Annotated in this window: 16 protein-coding genes and 1 rRNA gene; all 17 read left to right on the plus strand. The window is 41.7% G+C overall.

Annotated features, from left to right (window positions below; all coding sequences use genetic code 11):
* Window positions 1-330 (plus strand): flavodoxin domain-containing protein (locus tag P20439_RS01820; RefSeq protein ID WP_036932705.1); only part of this gene is annotated, 330 nt, incomplete at its 5' end.
* A 428-nt stretch (window positions 331-758) separates the two neighbouring features.
* On the plus strand, window positions 759-2,648 hold the full coding sequence (gene mnmG, locus P20439_RS01825) for a tRNA uridine-5-carboxymethylaminomethyl(34) synthesis enzyme MnmG (protein WP_008464166.1): 1,890 nt from the start codon (window positions 759-761) through the stop codon (window positions 2,646-2,648).
* Window positions 2,649-2,663: 15 nt separating this feature from the next.
* Window positions 2,664-3,284 (plus strand): 16S rRNA (guanine(527)-N(7))-methyltransferase RsmG, encoded by a 621-nt coding sequence (gene rsmG, locus P20439_RS01830; protein WP_008464169.1) that lies wholly within the window; start codon window positions 2,664-2,666, stop codon window positions 3,282-3,284.
* Between the two features lie 14 nt (window positions 3,285-3,298).
* Window positions 3,299-4,084: a ParA family protein gene (locus P20439_RS01835; protein WP_008464170.1), complete on the plus strand. Its 786-nt coding sequence runs from the start codon at window positions 3,299-3,301 to the stop codon at window positions 4,082-4,084.
* Window positions 4,085-4,104: 20 nt separating this feature from the next.
* Window positions 4,105-5,031, plus strand: coding sequence for a ParB/RepB/Spo0J family partition protein (locus P20439_RS01840; RefSeq protein ID WP_008464171.1), 927 nt, complete (start codon window positions 4,105-4,107; stop codon window positions 5,029-5,031).
* Between the two features lie 142 nt (window positions 5,032-5,173).
* Complete coding sequence (locus P20439_RS01845) at window positions 5,174-5,554, plus strand: ATP synthase subunit I (RefSeq protein WP_008112121.1); 381 nt, start codon at window positions 5,174-5,176, stop codon at window positions 5,552-5,554.
* 15 nt (window positions 5,555-5,569) lie between these two features.
* A complete protein-coding gene (gene atpB / locus P20439_RS01850) occupies window positions 5,570-6,427 on the plus strand; it encodes a F0F1 ATP synthase subunit A (protein ID WP_008112123.1) in 858 nt (285 codons plus the stop codon).
* Between the two features lie 58 nt (window positions 6,428-6,485).
* A complete protein-coding gene (gene atpE / locus P20439_RS01855; protein WP_006793954.1) occupies window positions 6,486-6,728 on the plus strand; it encodes a F0F1 ATP synthase subunit C in 243 nt (80 codons plus the stop codon).
* Between the two features lie 41 nt (window positions 6,729-6,769).
* Window positions 6,770-7,240: a F0F1 ATP synthase subunit B gene (atpF, locus tag P20439_RS01860; RefSeq protein ID WP_008112130.1), complete on the plus strand. Its 471-nt coding sequence runs from the start codon at window positions 6,770-6,772 to the stop codon at window positions 7,238-7,240.
* A 16-nt stretch (window positions 7,241-7,256) separates the two neighbouring features.
* Window positions 7,257-7,790 carry a F0F1 ATP synthase subunit delta gene (atpH, locus tag P20439_RS01865; protein WP_008464172.1) on the plus strand — a complete coding sequence of 178 codons (534 nt, stop codon included), beginning with the start codon at window positions 7,257-7,259 and terminating at the stop codon, window positions 7,788-7,790.
* Window positions 7,791-7,804: 14 nt separating this feature from the next.
* On the plus strand, window positions 7,805-9,346 hold the full coding sequence (gene atpA, locus P20439_RS01870) for a F0F1 ATP synthase subunit alpha (RefSeq protein WP_008464173.1): 1,542 nt from the start codon (window positions 7,805-7,807) through the stop codon (window positions 9,344-9,346).
* 59 nt (window positions 9,347-9,405) lie between these two features.
* Window positions 9,406-10,266, plus strand: coding sequence for a F0F1 ATP synthase subunit gamma (gene atpG, locus P20439_RS01875; RefSeq protein WP_008464174.1), 861 nt, complete (start codon window positions 9,406-9,408; stop codon window positions 10,264-10,266).
* Between the two features lie 33 nt (window positions 10,267-10,299).
* A complete protein-coding gene (atpD, locus tag P20439_RS01880) occupies window positions 10,300-11,685 on the plus strand; it encodes a F0F1 ATP synthase subunit beta (protein ID WP_008464175.1) in 1,386 nt (461 codons plus the stop codon).
* Between the two features lie 13 nt (window positions 11,686-11,698).
* Window positions 11,699-12,121 carry a F0F1 ATP synthase subunit epsilon gene (locus P20439_RS01885; protein WP_008464176.1) on the plus strand — a complete coding sequence of 141 codons (423 nt, stop codon included), beginning with the start codon at window positions 11,699-11,701 and terminating at the stop codon, window positions 12,119-12,121.
* 296 nt (window positions 12,122-12,417) lie between these two features.
* Window positions 12,418-13,776 (plus strand): bifunctional UDP-N-acetylglucosamine diphosphorylase/glucosamine-1-phosphate N-acetyltransferase GlmU, encoded by a 1,359-nt coding sequence (gene glmU, locus P20439_RS01890; RefSeq protein ID WP_008464177.1) that lies wholly within the window; start codon window positions 12,418-12,420, stop codon window positions 13,774-13,776.
* A 144-nt stretch (window positions 13,777-13,920) separates the two neighbouring features.
* Window positions 13,921-15,705: a choice-of-anchor I family protein gene (locus P20439_RS01895; RefSeq protein WP_008464178.1), complete on the plus strand. Its 1,785-nt coding sequence runs from the start codon at window positions 13,921-13,923 to the stop codon at window positions 15,703-15,705.
* Between the two features lie 607 nt (window positions 15,706-16,312).
* Window positions 16,313-16,784: ribosomal RNA gene (locus P20439_RS01900) — 16S ribosomal RNA — on the plus strand; the annotation flags it as partial.

The following is a 16,784-nucleotide window of genomic DNA, read 5'->3' on the forward strand; positions in this document are numbered from 1 at the left end:
TTTAATGAAATAGATCAGCAAAATACTATTTGGTTAGTTTGTACATCAACCTATGGTGCGGGTGATTACCCTGACAATCTAATTAGCTTTGTCGAACAAGTATCTCAAGTAGATGATCTCTCGCATTTAAAGTATTCGGTTATTGCACTTGGCGATACCAGTTACGACACTTATAACCTTGCAGGGCGCAATATAGATGCCCTTTTAAGCCAAAAAGGTGCTGTAAAAGTAGCACAACGGTTGGAGCTAAACATTCTTGATGAAGCACTACCCGAAGATACGGCCTTAGCTTGGTTAGACTCGTGGATAGCACAAACAGGTTTAAAATAGAAAGATCAAGCGATAAGTTATAAATAAAGTTACCCACAATTTACTAATAATTTAATATATTTTGTGGATAAACACTGATTAAACTGCTTTTTTAGCTATGCTTATCCATGGGATAAGATCGAGACTTGATCGGCCTGTGTATAACAGCCCGTTTTGATCAGAGCTTATTTGCCTGAAGATCCGATCATATTAACACCTTTAGATCCGATCTAATTATATGTTTTTAATCACGATCTAAAGCTTATCAACAGAAAACCCGATCAGTAGTAGTAATAGTATTAAAAGATCTCTTTAAAAGATCCTTTATATTATTAGAGATCACTTACTTAGATCTTGAGCACTGTTTAATCATTTATCTTCTGCTAATTTCTAGGTAGAATACGCTCCCTTTTGAAGTTTACTGGTTTGATTTAAGTAGGATCCCATTAATGATTTTTCACGAAAATTTTGACGTTATCGTAGTAGGTGGTGGACATGCAGGCACTGAAGCCGCATTGGCAGCTGCCCGTATGGGGATGAATACCCTGCTGCTAACTCACAATATGGATACCCTTGGTCAAATGTCTTGTAACCCAGCAATTGGTGGCATTGGCAAAGGTCATCTGGTTAAAGAAATTGATGCCCTAGGTGGCGCAATGGCTCAAGCCATTGACAAAGGCGGGATCCAATTCCGTACGCTTAACTCTTCTAAAGGCCCTGCTGTACGAGCAACTCGTGCTCAAGCAGATCGTGCCTTGTACAAAGCGGCTATTCAAAACACACTTCAAAACCAAGAAAACTTAAAGATTTTTCAGCAATCATGTGATGATCTAATTGTTGAAAATGATCGTGTAACCGGTGTAGTGACACAAATGGGTTTACGTTTTAGTGCACCAAGTGTAGTACTAACCGTAGGTACCTTCTTAGGTGGTCAAATTCATATCGGCCTTGAAAACTTTAAAGGCGGCCGAGCTGGCGATCCACCTTCAATTGCCTTAGCTGATCGCTTACGTGAATTACCATTTAGAGTAGATCGTTTAAAAACAGGTACGCCACCGCGTATTGATGCCCGGACTGTCGATTTTAGTAAAATGCAAGAACAACCAGGTGATACACCAACACCGGTATTCTCATTTATGGGTAAACAAAGCGACCACCCACAACAAATTCCGTGTTACATCACTTACACCAATGAAAAAACACATGATGTTATTCGCAAAAACTTACATCGCTCACCTATGTACTCAGGTGTTATCGAAGGAATAGGCCCACGTTACTGTCCGTCTATTGAAGATAAAATTGTCCGTTTTGCAGATAAAGATAAACACCAGATATTTGTAGAGCCAGAAGGTTTAACTTCATACGAGTTATACCCTAATGGTATTTCAACCAGCTTACCGTTCGATGTACAGTTAGAAATTGTGCAATCGATCACCGGATTTGAAAATGCACACATTTGTCGTCCTGGCTATGCCATTGAATATGACTTTTTTGATCCGCGCGACTTAAAACAATCATTAGAAACTAAATTTATTGATGGTTTATTTTTTGCTGGTCAAATTAATGGTACTACCGGTTACGAAGAAGCGGGTGCACAAGGTTTGATCGCAGGTATGAATGCAGCCTTACAAGTACAAGGCAAAGAATCGTGGACGCCACGTCGTGATGAAGCCTATGTAGGCGTTCTGATTGACGACTTAGCAACACTGGGTACAAAAGAACCGTACCGTATGTTTACTAGCCGCGCTGAATACCGTTTGCTACTTCGTGAAGACAATGCTGATATTCGTTTAACTGAAAAAGGCCGTGAACTTGGTTTAGTTAACGATGAACGTTGGCAAGCATTCAACGAAAAAATGGAAGTGATCGCTAAAGAGAAACAGCGTATTAAAGATACCTGGATCCATAAAGATCATGCCATGGTTAATAAAGTAAACGAATTACTAAAAACGCCACTTGTGCGTGAAGCCAGCTTAGAAGAATTATTGCGTCGTCCAGAAGTGCGTTATAACGACTTGATGGCGATTGAAGGACTTGGATCTGAGTTTACCAATAAGGCGGCTTTAGAGCAGGTTGAAATTCATACGAAGTACGCAGGTTATATTGCGCGTCAGCAAGATGAGATCAATAAGCAACTTCGCCATGAAGAAACAATATTACCAAAAGAGTTTGATTATAAAACCGTCTCTGGTTTATCAAACGAGGTTGTTGCTAAGCTAATTGATGCTCGTCCAGACACTATTGGCCAAGCTTCGCGTATTTCTGGTATCACCCCAGCGGCGATTTCGCTATTATTGGTGTATCTGAAGAAGCAAGGCTTGTTACGCAAAACTGCGTAACGGTAAAGGTACATTGTGTTACAGCAACAATTAACAACTTTGTTAGCGCAAACTGATATTGCGCTAACACAAAAACAACAGCAACAGCTTGTTCGCTATGTCGAATTACTCGATAAGTGGAATAAAGCTTATAACTTAACTTCGGTACGTTTACCTCAAGAAATGATGGTTAAACATATAATGGATAGCTTAGTTGTTGCGCCTCACTTGACCGGTCATCATTATATTGATGTTGGCACAGGTCCTGGTTTACCGGGCATAGTGTTAGCTATTGCCTTACCTGATACGCAGTTTGTATTATTAGATAGTTTAGGTAAACGTGTACGTTTTTTAATGCATGTTAAACATGAGCTTGGCCTTGATAATGTCACCCCTGTGCAGTCAAGAGTTGAAGAATATCAACCAAGTGTTAAATTAGATGGCGTACTAAGTCGTGCATTTGCATCGTTACAAGATATGATTGACTGGTGTTCGCACTTAATCGATCATTCAGGTAAGTTCATTGCACTTAAAGGGGTATTTCCAAGTGAGGAATTAGACTCACTCCCTGCAGGTGTTAAGTTTGAGCAAAAAATTGCATTAGAAGTACCGGATTTAGATGCACAACGACATTTAATAATTCTTTCTAAAGACTAGGGATCAGAGACACTGTGGCAAAAGTCATCGCATTAGCAAATCAAAAAGGCGGAGTAGGTAAAACTACCACTGCCGTTAATCTCGCTGCATCTATGGCTGCAACGAAACGTAAAGTGCTGTTAATAGATCTCGACCCGCAAGGCAATGCGACCATGGGTAGTGGCGTCGACAAATATGGTGACGTCCCTACTGTCTATGATTTGCTCATAGAAGATAAGCCTATTGATGAAGTGATTATTAAAGAAACTTCAGGCGAATATCATATGATTGCTGCAAACGGCGATGTGACCGCTGCAGAAGTTAAGCTGATGGAATTATTTGCGCGTGAAGTACGTTTGCGTAACGCGCTTGAAAAAATACAAGATCAGTATGAGTTTATTTTTATAGACTGCCCGCCTTCTTTAAATATGTTAACCGTTAATGCCATGGCCGCTGCCGATTCTATTTTAGTGCCTATGCAATGTGAATATTATGCATTGGAAGGATTAACTGCATTAATGGATACGATTACGCAACTTGCTAAGTTAGTTAATCCTAACTTACAGATTGAAGGCATACTTCGTACTATGTACGATCCGCGTAATCGACTAGCAAATGATGTATCAGAACAATTAAAACAACATTTTGGCGATAAAGTATACCGTACGGTGATCCCACGTAATGTTCGACTTGCAGAAGCCCCAAGTTTTGGTGCCCCAGCAATGTACTACGATCGAGCATCAAGTGGCGCGAAAGCTTATTTAGCTCTCGCTGGTGAAATGCTACGCAGAAAAGAAAAAACAACTCCCGTTGTCGCCTAACTTTGAGGTAAAAAAATAACATGTCTGCTAAAAAACGAGGTTTAGGCCGAGGACTCGATGCGCTTTTAAGTTCATCTAAACCTGCACCAAGCGAAGGCAAGGAACAGAACACCGCTAACGTAACTAGCGCAGTTGAAAATGCAGCGCAGCCTAGCAACAGTGAACTACAAAAACTACCGATCGAGTTTTTACACTCAGGTAAATACCAACCTCGTAAAGACATGTCTGAAGAGGCACTTGAAGAACTCGCTAGTTCGATACGCTCACAAGGAATTATTCAACCTATCGTTGTGCGTCCTGTTGCGCATAATAGCTACGAGATTATTGCCGGTGAACGCCGTTGGCGCGCTGCGCAAATTGCTAAGCTTGAGTTTGTACCCTGTATTATCAAAGACGTCCCTGATGAAGCAGCCGTTGCTATTGCTCTGATTGAAAATATTCAGCGTGAAGACTTAAACGCTATGGAAGAAGCGATTGCACTTAATCGGTTGCTTAATGAGTTTGAGTTAACGCATCAACAAGTGGCTGATGCAGTTGGTAAATCGCGTACGACCGTGACTAACTTATTACGCTTAAATAATCTTAATAACGATGTAAAGATATTGTTAGAGCATGGTGACATTGAAATGGGTCACGCTCGTTGCTTATTAGCACTTGAAGGTGAAGTGCAATCAGATGCAGCCCGTTTAGCTGTTGCGAAAGCATTGACCGTTCGCGAAACCGAAAAACTAGTACGCTCTATTTTAGAGCCTGCTCCAGTAAAAGAAGTAATAGAAAAAGACCCAGATGTTAAACAGTTAGAGCAACAACTTGCTGATAATCTTGGGGCAAAAGTAGAAATAAATTACAACAAAAAAGGCAAAGGGAAGTTGGTTATTTCTTACACTAATCTTGACGAGTTAGACGGTATTTTAAACCGTATCAATCAAGACTATTCCCACCATTAATTTATTGGATGTCTAAAAAGGGACATTTACAGCGATTTTGTGTTACAAAGCACCTACTCAAGTTGCAAAACTGGCAGGATTAAGTATAATTTCGCCAGTTTTCATACCCTGACAATTAGAGCGTCATAAAGGTTAATTAAAAGTGACTAATAAGTTAGCGAGCCCGTATAGGCTTGCCGCATTAAAATTAATTTGCCTTCAGGGATTTGTAGCCCTTTTAGCTGCACTAATAATTTTTATAGGTTGGGAAACCAATGCCGCACTTTCAGCTCTAGCTGGTGGCGCAGTCGCAGTACTTCCTAACTTTGTATTTGCGCTTTATGCATTCAGATATATGGGTGCAAGTCGAGCAAATCAAGCGTATGCCTCGTTAAAACGCGGCAACGGATTAAAATTTATGCTAACAATCGTTTTGTTTGCACTAATGCTAAAGCTTTATCCGGTAGTACTGCTACCTTTCTTTTGTGCTTATGTGTTGGTGTTGTTTACAGGATTGTTTACACCCGTTTTTTTTAAACATTAACTTTTGGGATATAACATGGCTGCAGAAGAAGTTACTCTATCTAGCCATATTCAGCACCACTTAACCAATGCTAAGATGTGCTCGACCGACGCCGGTCTTGCCTTCAATAAAGCATGTACGGATAGTGGCTTCTGGACATGGCATATAGATACCCTCGCATGGTCTATCGGACTAGGTCTAATATTTTTATGGATCTTCCGTAGTGCCGCAAAAAAATCAACTCTGGGTGTACCTGGAAAACTTCAATGTTTCATTGAAATGGTTGTTGAGTTCGTTGGCGACAACGTACGCGATACCTTCCACGGTAAAAGTAAGCTAATTGCACCATTAGCATTAACAATATTCGTTTGGATATTCTTAATGAACTTAATGGATTTAATCCCAGTTGACTTCCTACCTGCATTTGCTGGCTTTGTTGGCGAAACTGCATTCGGTATGGATTCACACGACGTATACATGAAAATTGTACCAACAACCGATATCAACATGACCGCTGCACTTGCGCTGGGCGTGTTCATTCTAATGATTGGTTACTCAATTAAAATCAAAGGTATCGGCGGTTTTATTAAAGAACTAACACTTCACCCGTTTAGTTCAAACAATACAGCTATGCAGATTCTTTTAATCCCATTCAACCTATTACTAGAACTTATCGCATTGGTTTCTAAGCCGTTTTCACTGGCTCTGCGTTTGTTTGGTAACTTATATGCAGGTGAGTTAATCTTCATCCTTATAGGTGCTGTAGGTTTAATGCAACTACCGTTGCACTTTGTGTGGGCTGTATTCCATATCTTAGTAATCGTATTGCAAGCATTCGTATTCATGATGCTTACAATCGTATACCTAAGCATGGCAAGTTCAGATAATCACTAATTACTATATTTACAATTTTACTTTTACTTTTAATACAATTGAAACTTTGGAGAAATAAATGGAAGCTTTAGAACTAGTAACAGGCTTAAAATACATCGCAGTTGCACTACTAATTGGTTTTGGTGCAATTGGTACTGCTGTTGGTTTTGGTAACATGGGCGGTAAATTCCTTGAAGCATGTGCACGTCAACCTGAGCTAGCACCATCGCTACAAGTTAAAATGTTTATCCTTGCTGGTCTAATCGATGCTGTAGCAATGATTGGTGTTGGTATCGCGATGGTATTGTTGTTCGTACTTTAATTTTATTTTTTGAACAGCTTACTATTTAAGGAGGAGCGGTTGTGAACTTAAACGCCACTCTTATCGGTGAATTAATTGCGTTTACGGTGTTCGTATTATTTTGTATGAAATACGTATGGCCACCACTAAACGGTGCAATTGAAGCTCGCCAGAAGAAAATCGAAGATGGTTTAGCTGCCTCTGATAGAGCCGAGAAAGACTTAGAACTAGCGCAACAGAAAGCTGCAGAACAGCTTAAAGATGCAAAGGCTCAAGCGGCTGATATCATTGATCAAGCTAAAAAGCGTGCCGTGCTAATTGTTGACGAAGAAACTGTTCGTGGTCAGCAAGAGCGTGAAAAAATTATTGCTCAAGGGCACTCTGAAATTGAATCAGAGCGTAACCGTGTGACAGAAGAGCTACGTAAGCAAGTAGCAACTCTGGCAGTGGTTGGCGCAGAAAGAATTTTAGAGCGCGAAATCAATCAAGCCGCACATAGTGACATCGTTGAAAAACTTGTCGCTGAGCTGTAATTAGGAGGGTATGAGCATGTCTGAATTGACTACTATCGCTCGCCCATACGCTAAAGCGGCTTTTGAACTTGCCGTTGAAAAAGGCACTATTGATAGCTGGAATGACATGTTGTTCTTTGCTGGCCACGTTGCCAGCAATGAACAGGCATCTACCATTTTAGCTGGATTGCCTACTGCTACTGCACAAGCTGAGTTATTTATTAACTTATGCGGTGAGCAGCTCAACGAACAAGGTCAGAACCTAGTTAAGGTGATGGCTGAAAATAGACGTTTGATTGCACTACCTGAGGTTGCTCATTTATTTTCTGCTTTAAAAGCAGACTATGACAAAGAAATCGATATTGATGTGATTTCGGCAACACCTCTTGCTGCAGCGCAGCAAGAATCATTGGTAGCGGCACTTGAAAAACGTTTCGCACGCAAAGTTAAGCTGAATTGTAGTGAAGACGCTACAGTAGTTGGCGGTCTTATTATTAAGGCAGGCGACACTGTAATTGACGGCTCTTTACGCGGTAAATTAAATCGCTTAGCCACAACACTACAATCGTAATTGGGAAAAAGAGCATGCAACTTAATTCCACTGAAATTTCAGATCTGATCAAACAACGTATTGAGAAGTTCGAAGTTGTAAGTGAAGCTCGTAACGAAGGTACAATTGTATCTGTTACTGACGGTATCATTCGCATCCACGGTCTAGCTGACTGTATGCAAGGTGAGATGATTGAGCTTCCTGGCAACCGTTATGCTATCGCACTAAACCTTGAGCGCGACTCAATTGGTGCAGTAGTAATGGGTCCTTACGCTGACCTTACAGAAGGCGTAAAAGTATACACAACTGGTCGTATCTTAGAAGTTCCTGTTGGTGCGGGTCTACTTGGTCGTGTTGTAAACACACTAGGTGCTCCTATCGATGGTAAAGGCGCTTTAGATAACGACGGGTTTGAACCTGTAGAAAAAATTGCACCAGGTGTAATCGAGCGTCAATCAGTAGATGAGCCAGTACAAACTGGTTACAAATCTATCGATGCTATGATCCCAGTTGGTCGTGGTCAGCGTGAGCTTGTTATCGGTGACCGCCAAACAGGTAAAACTGCACTAGCAATCGATGCAATCATCAACCAAAAAGACACAGGCGTTAAGTGTGTGTACGTAGCGGTTGGTCAAAAAGCATCTACTATTGCTAACGTAGTACGTAAATTAGAAGAGCACGGTGCACTTGCAAATACTATCGTAGTTGTAGCATCTGCTTCTGAATCTGCGGCACTTCAGTACTTAGCACCGTTCTCGGGCTGTACTATGGGTGAATACTTCCGTGACCGTGGTGAAAACGCATTAATCGTATATGATGATTTATCTAAGCAAGCAGTTGCTTACCGTCAAATCTCATTGCTACTTAAGCGTCCACCAGGCCGTGAAGCATACCCAGGTGACGTATTCTACCTTCACTCGCGTCTTTTAGAGCGTGCATCACGTGTAAACACTGATTACGTTGAAAAGTTCACTAACGGTGAAGTGAAAGGTAAAACAGGTTCATTGACGGCATTGCCTATCATTGAAACTCAAGGCGGCGACGTTTCTGCGTTCGTACCGACAAACGTTATCTCTATCACCGATGGTCAGATCTTCTTAGAAACTGACTTATTCAACTCAGGTATCCGTCCGGCAGTAAATGCTGGTATCTCGGTATCGCGTGTTGGTGGTGCTGCACAAACTAAAATCGTTAAGAAACTAGGTGGCGGTATCCGTCTAGCCCTAGCTCAGTACCGTGAATTAGCTGCGTTCTCGCAGTTCGCGTCTGACCTTGATGATGCTACTCGTGCTCAACTTGAGCATGGTGAGCGTGTAACAGAGCTAATGAAGCAGAAACAGTACGCGCCAATGTCTGTTGCTGAAATGTCTTTGTCGTTATTCGCAGCTGAGAAAGGTTACTTAAAAGACATCGAAATTCCTAAAATCATGGATTTCGAAGCGGCTTTACTTTCTTACGCAAATAGCACATACGCAGAGCTTATGGCTCAAATCAATGAAACTGGTAACTACAACGCCGAGATCGAAGCGCAGCTTAAAGAACTTCTAGAGAAGTTCAAGTCTACGCAAACTTGGTAATTTAGTTATTAATGGTGTGCTTTATATCCTAAAGCACACCTTGATTCGGAGAGAGAGTCATGGCCAGCGGAAAAGAGATTAAAAGCAAGATCGGCAGTATTAAAAATACTCAAAAGATCACTAGCGCAATGGAAATGGTTGCTGCGTCTAAAATGAAAAAGGCGCAAGAACGAGTGGCTTCAAGCCGTCCATACGCTGAAAAATTACGTAAAGTGATTGGTCGTGTTGCTCAAGCAAATCTTGATTTTACTCACCCGTTCTTAGAAGAACGTGAAGTAAAACGAGTTGGTTATATTGTTATCTCTACTGACCGTGGTCTATGTGGCGGTTTAAACTCAAACGAGTTTAAAAAAGTCGCATTAGAGATTAAAGCGTGGAAAGAAAAAGGCGTAGATGCTGATTTTGCTACTTTAGGTAGTAAAGCAGCTGGCTTCTTTCAACGTTTTGGTGGTCAAGTGCTTGCTAAAAAAGCAGGTCTTGGAGATAAGCCTTCAGTACAGGACGTAATTGGTCCAGTAAAAATAATGCTAGATGCATTCTCTGAAGGTAAAATTGACCGTTTATTCCTGGTATATAACAACTTTGTTAATACCATGAAGCAAGAGCCAATAGTAGATCAGTTACTCCCTTTGCCAAAAGCTGAAGAAGAAGTATCTACACATGCGTGGGATTACTTATATGAACCAAACCCAGAGGCTATTTTAGAGTCTTTGTTAGTACGTTTCATTGAGTCTCAGGTATACCAAGGTGTAGTTGAAAACGCTGCCTCTGAACAGGCTGCCCGCATGGTTGCAATGAAAGCTGCAACTGATAATGCCGGTGACCTTATGGATGAGTTACAGCTTGTATATAACAAAGCTCGCCAAGCAGCAATCACACAAGAAATTAGTGAGATTTGTTCTGGTTCAGCAGCAGTTTAATGCTTCAGGCAAAGATTAACGAGAGGAATAGACATGAGTTTAGGTAAGGTCGTCCAAATTATCGGCGCCGTTGTGGATATCGAATTTCCACAAGACAGCGTGCCAGCCGTATATGACGCGCTAAAAGTAACAGATGGCGATTTAGCTGGTTTGACTTTAGAAGTTCAACAGCAGCTAGGTGGCGGTGTGGTACGTACTATCGCACTAGGTACTACAGACGGTTTACGTCGTGGTGCTGCAGTAGCAAACACAGGCGAAGCAATTCAAGTTCCAGTTGGTACTAAGACCCTAGGTCGTATCATGAACGTACTTGGTGAGCCAATTGATGAAGCAGGTCCAATCGGTGAAGACGAGCGTATGTCTATCCACCGTGCAGCACCTACTTACGAAGAGCAATCAAGCTCAGTTGAACTTTTAGAAACGGGTATCAAGGTAATCGACCTTGTATGTCCATTCGCTAAAGGTGGTAAAGTTGGTTTATTCGGTGGTGCCGGTGTTGGTAAAACCGTAAACATGATGGAACTTATCCGTAACATCGCAATCGAGCACAGCGGCTACTCAGTATTCGCAGGTGTTGGTGAGCGTACTCGTGAGGGTAACGATTTCTACCATGAGATGAACGATTCAAACGTACTTGATAAAGTATCGCTTGTATACGGTCAGATGAACGAGCCTCCAGGTAACCGTTTACGCGTAGCGTTAACAGGTCTTACTATGGCTGAGAAGTTCCGTGACGAAGGTCGCGACGTACTTTTCTTCGTAGATAACATCTACCGTTACACACTTGCGGGTACAGAAGTATCAGCACTTCTTGGTCGTATGCCATCAGCGGTAGGTTACCAGCCTACACTTGCTGAAGAAATGGGTGTACTTCAAGAGCGTATCGCATCTACTAAGACTGGTTCAATTACTTCAATCCAAGCGGTATACGTACCTGCGGATGATTTAACGGATCCATCTCCAGCAACAACGTTTGCTCACTTAGATGCAACAGTGGTACTTTCACGTGATATCGCATCACTAGGTATCTACCCAGCGGTAGACCCTCTTGATTCATCTTCACGTCAGCTTGATCCACAAGTAATCGGTGAAGAGCACTACGGTATAGCGCGCGGCGTTCAAACAGTTCTTCAGCGTTACAAAGAACTTAAAGACATCATCGCGATTCTAGGTATGGACGAGCTTTCTGACGAAGATAAGCAACTTGTATCTCGTGCACGTAAAATCCAGCGTTTCCTATCTCAGCCATTCTTCGTGGCAGAGGTATTTACAGGTGCGCCAGGTAAATACGTTTCACTTAAAGACACAATTGCAGGCTTCAAAGGTATCTTAAACGGTGAGTTTGATGATATGCCAGAGCAAGCGTTCTACATGGTTGGCTCTATTGAAGAAGCTCAAGAAAAAGCCAAAAGCATGTAATTAGGAGGGTAGTATGGCAGCTATGACTGTACATCTTGATGTAGTAAGTGCTGAAGAGAAATTATTTTCTGGTTTAGTAGAATCTATTCAAGTATCTGGTAGTGAAGGTGAGTTAGGTGTTAACGCCGGTCACGCCCCACTACTAACTGCCCTTAAACCTGGTATGGTACGTTTAGTTAAGCAATTTGGTGAAGAAGAACTCATCTATATTGCTGGCGGTACACTAGAAGTTCAACCGAACATAGTGACCGTACTTGCTGATACAGCTGTTCGTGGTGAAGACCTGGACGAGAAAGCTGCAGAGCAAGCTAAGCGTGACGCTGAAGCCCAAATGGCAAAAGGCGCATCTGCTGAACTTGATTACAATCAAGCAGCAATGCAACTAGCTGAAGCAATTGCTCAGCTACGCATTATTCAGCAATTACGTAAAAAGTAAGCCTATCTGGTTTTTAAAAGCCCACTTTATGTGGGCTTTTTTGTGCCTGATGATAAATCCCGTAGCTATTTGTAAATAAATTAATCGTTATGGCTAATATCTCTTCATTATTACTTATATCTACGCAAGATCCTCGTTACAATAACCCTATTCTATTAGGTGTTATTTTGCTTAAGTTAAGATTCAGTAGTCATTGCTTAGCCTACTGAGTATTTGCACATGATGTGACTTACGTAATCTACTTTGCAGCACACTTATTCTATCAAGCTAAAACAACGGAAAAGGAAATTGTTTTAATGGCTCTAACAACAGTAATTCTTGCAGCGGGTAAAGGTACTCGTATGCGCTCTGCTCTGCCTAAGGTACTGCATAAAGTGGCAGGTAAACCTATGGTGCAACACGTTATCGATAATGCCAATGCGCTAGGCGCAACCTCTACCAACCTTGTTTATGGTCACGGCGGCGAACTATTACAACAACAATTAGCCGATAATAACGTAAACTGGGTGCTACAAGCTGAGCAACTAGGCACAGGCCACGCAGTGGCACAAGCTAACCCACATATAAATGACGACGACACTGTACTGGTTTTATACGGTGACGTACCTTTAACTAAGCAATCTACACTTGAGCGCTTATTAGCAGCGACACCTAAAAATGGTTTAGCAGTATTAACCGTTAATTTAGCAAACCCAAACGGCTACGGGCGCATGCTACGTGTTGATGGTAAGTTAGTGGGGATTGTTGAGCAAAAAGATGCCAATGCTGAGCAGTTACTTATTAACGAAGTAAACACCGGCATTATGGCGGTTAATGGTAAGCTTTTAAAAACATGGTTAGGTAACCTATCTAACAATAATGCTCAAGGCGAATACTACCTCACAGATATAGTTGCAATGGCGCACAGTGAAGGTGTAGAAATTACATCAGCACAGCCTGATCATCCAATGGAAGTTGAAGGTGCAAATAACCGCGTACAACTTGCAGGATTAGAGCGTGCTTATCAAGCATGGCAAGCAGAAGAGCTGATGCTAAATGGTGCAACTCTTGCCGACCCTGCTCGCATAGATGTACGTGGCGACGTTAAAACAGGTGAAGATGTCCTCATCGATATCAACGTTATTTTTGAAGGTACAGTAACCTTAGGTAATAACGTACAAATTGGCCCTAACTGCGTACTTAAAAACTGTAGTATCGGCGATAATGTTGTTATTAAAGCCAATACATTGATTGAAGATGCATCAGTTGCAGCTAAATGTACCCTTGGTCCATACGCCCGCCTTCGCCCTGGTGCAGTAATGGAAGAAGACTCTCACATTGGCAACTTTGTGGAGATGAAAAAAACCCGTTTAGGTAAAGGCTCTAAAGCAAACCACTTAAGTTACTTAGGTGATGCTGAAATTGGCGAGAAAGTGAATATTGGCGCTGGCACGATTACCTGTAATTACGATGGGGTGAATAAAGCCAAAACCATTATTGGCGATAATGCCTTTATAGGCTCTAACTCATCACTGGTCGCCCCTGTAAATATTGGTGCAACCGCTACCGTTGGCGCGGGCTCTGTTATTACCAATACCGTAGCGGATGATCAGCTAGCCGTAGCACGTGGCAAGCAACGCAATTTAGACGGTTGGAAACGCCCAGTTAAAAAATAGTAATGATCATTACTTATTAAATATTTAAAGGCGAGTTTAATGACTCGCTTTTTTATTACCTAAATATAATTCAAATAAAAATGCCATACTATTGTCATCCCTGTGTGTTGATATTTAACTAATACAACACTAAGGAAAACAATAATGTTAAACAAATCAATAATAGCCCTTTCTTTGCTATCACTATTAACTGGTTGCTCACTAGATGGTGATGACGGCCAAAATGGCGCTCAGGGTGTACAAGGTACAGCGGGTAATAATGGCGAAAACGGCACTAATGCAAATTCAGCTTTAAATATAAATCTTATTGGCCGCGCAGTCCTCAATGCACAAAGCCCAGAGGGGGCAGCTGAAATAGTCGCCTACCAAGCCTCTAAAAAATGGATTTATGCCATTAATAGCTCTGGCGATGAGGCAGTTGTGAATATCATTCCTGCCGATACGTTCGACACCGCAGCATTAGTAAAAGATAACGAAGGTATTGTAAACGCGACCAACTTAGCCTCTGCCATTACGCTCTCACTAAATGAAAATACGCCTGGTGATGCAAACAGCATAGCTATCGATGCAAATAACCAATTATTAGCGGTAGCAATGGCTGCTAAAAACGTGGGCGAAGCTGGCCAAATAGCGTTTTACAATATTGGCGGAGATACACCAGTATTTATTAAAAATGTAACTGTAGGTGCCCTACCCGACATGGTGACATTTAGCCATGATGGTGCAAAAGTAGTGGTTGCTAATGAAGGTGAACCTAATGGCGACTACAGTATCGACCCCGAAGGCACAATTAGCATTATCGATATCAATAACGGCACTATTGCCGATACCGCTTTGAGCATAAACTTTCAAGCTTACAATAATAAGCAAGCAGAATTAGAAGCGCAGGGCTTAGTGTTTGCCAATCCTACTGGACGTACTATTAATGGTAATTTAATAAATACCACGGTTTCGATCGATTTAGAGCCAGAATATGTGAGCATTTCCAAGGATAATAAATACGCTTATGTCTCTATTCAAGAAAATAACGCTCTAGCCATCATCAACCTTGAAGATAATTCCCTTGAGCTAAAAGGACTCGGTTTTAAAGATTGGTCAAACTTACAATTTGACGCTTCAGACAAAGACGGCGGTGTTAACTTTAAATCATACCCTGGTTTATATGGCATGTATCAGCCAGATACAATTGCAAGTTTTAGTTGGAAAGGAGCCAACTTTATTGTATCTGCCAACGAGGGTGATGCACGCGAATACTTTTTTGATGCCAGCGATGAAGCTGATTGCATCGCTCAGGGCGGCCTTGATTATGACGCTAAAGATGGGTGTTTGGCATATATAGATGAAAGCCGCGTAGAAGATCTAGCTCTCGCAGCTAACTTCGATTACTTAAATAACGATGGTAACGACATTGGTCGTTTAAAAGTTACAACAGTAAAAGGTGATAAAAATAACGACGGCCAATACGAATCGCTTTATGCTTATGGCGCACGGTCATTTACCATTTGGGATAGCAATGGGCTGGTGGTGTTTGACTCAGGCGATCAAATTGCACGAGTAACCGCTTCTGTTCATGGCAATGCATTCAATAATAACGAAGATGAAAATAAAGGCGATACACGCTCAGATGATAAAGGGGCAGAACCCGAAGCGCTAACATTAGGTGAGGTTGGCGATAGGTTATTTGCTTTTGTTGGCTTAGAGCGTATGGGCGCAATAATGGTGTTTGATATAACCAACCCTTACGATGTGAAATTTCAAGACTATTTTTATAATCGTGGTTTAGAACCAAGTGCAGATATAACTGGCGATCTTGCTCCTGAAGGAATGACATTTGTTCCTGCAGCGCAAAGTGCAACAAACGAAGCACTGCTTATAGTCGGTAATGAAATCTCAGGCTCAATTGCCGTATGGGAAATAACAACTCAGTAATTAGTAAAGTTTTAAGTAAAAGCGATGTAGCGGTTATCTATAAATCGCTTTTACTTCCTCCCCTCTCAATAATCATGCCTTATGTGAATGCTTTTTAATCAAAAACAGCCCTGCAGCCCTTCATTTGTATGGTTATTGTACTAAATTGAAATTAATTTAATAAAACTGAAATAAAGCATTGACCCTCTCCAGAATATCCCTATAATGCGCATCCACTGACCCGGCAGGCAGCAATGAAAAGCGCTGAACAAACGGTAAGTGAGTCGAGTAAAACTTAGCTTTTAAATCTTTTAAAAGAAACTAAAGATTAAGTGTTGACAAAAAAATAGGAAAGCGTAATATGCGCAGCCCTAGCGAGATAAAGTTTAACGCTTTAATCGCAACGTTCTTTAACAATATAAAGCAATCATCTGTGTGGGCACTCGTACAGATTGAGTTCTAACAGCCAACCTACTTCGGTAGCGAGGCAAACAAATTAGAGTCTCAATTGAAACTGAGTGACCAACAGAATAATTACTTAGGTAGTTATTCAGCACAGTCAATTCAATATCGAAAGATATTAAATAAATTCAGAATTCATTGAGCTGTCGAAAGACATAAAACTTTTTAATTGAAGAGTTTGATCATGGCTCAGATTGAACGCTGGCGGCAGGCCTAACACATGCAAGTCGAGCGGTAACAGAAAGTAGCTTGCTACTTTGCTGACGAGCGGCGGACGGGTGAGTAATGCTTGGGAACATGCCTTGAGGTGGGGGACAACAGTTGGAAACGACTGCTAATACCGCATAATGTCTACGGACCAAAGGGGGCTTCGGCTCTCGCCTTTAGATTGGCCCAAGTGGGATTAGCTAGTTGGTGAGGTAATGGCTCACCAAGGCAACGATCCCTAGCTGGTTTGAGAGGATGATCAGCCACACTGGAACTGAGACACGGTCCAGACTCCTACGGGAGGCAGCAGTGGGGAATATTGCACAATGGGCGCAAGCCTGATGCAGCCATGCCGCGTGTGTGAAGAAGGCCTTCGGGTTGTAAAGCACTTTCAGTCAGGAGGAAAGATTAGTAGTTAATACCTGCTAATT

Origin of the sequence: Pseudoalteromonas sp. BSi20439 (genome assembly GCF_000241165.1) — a bacterium.
In the GTDB taxonomy this organism is placed as follows: domain Bacteria; phylum Pseudomonadota; class Gammaproteobacteria; order Enterobacterales; family Alteromonadaceae; genus Pseudoalteromonas.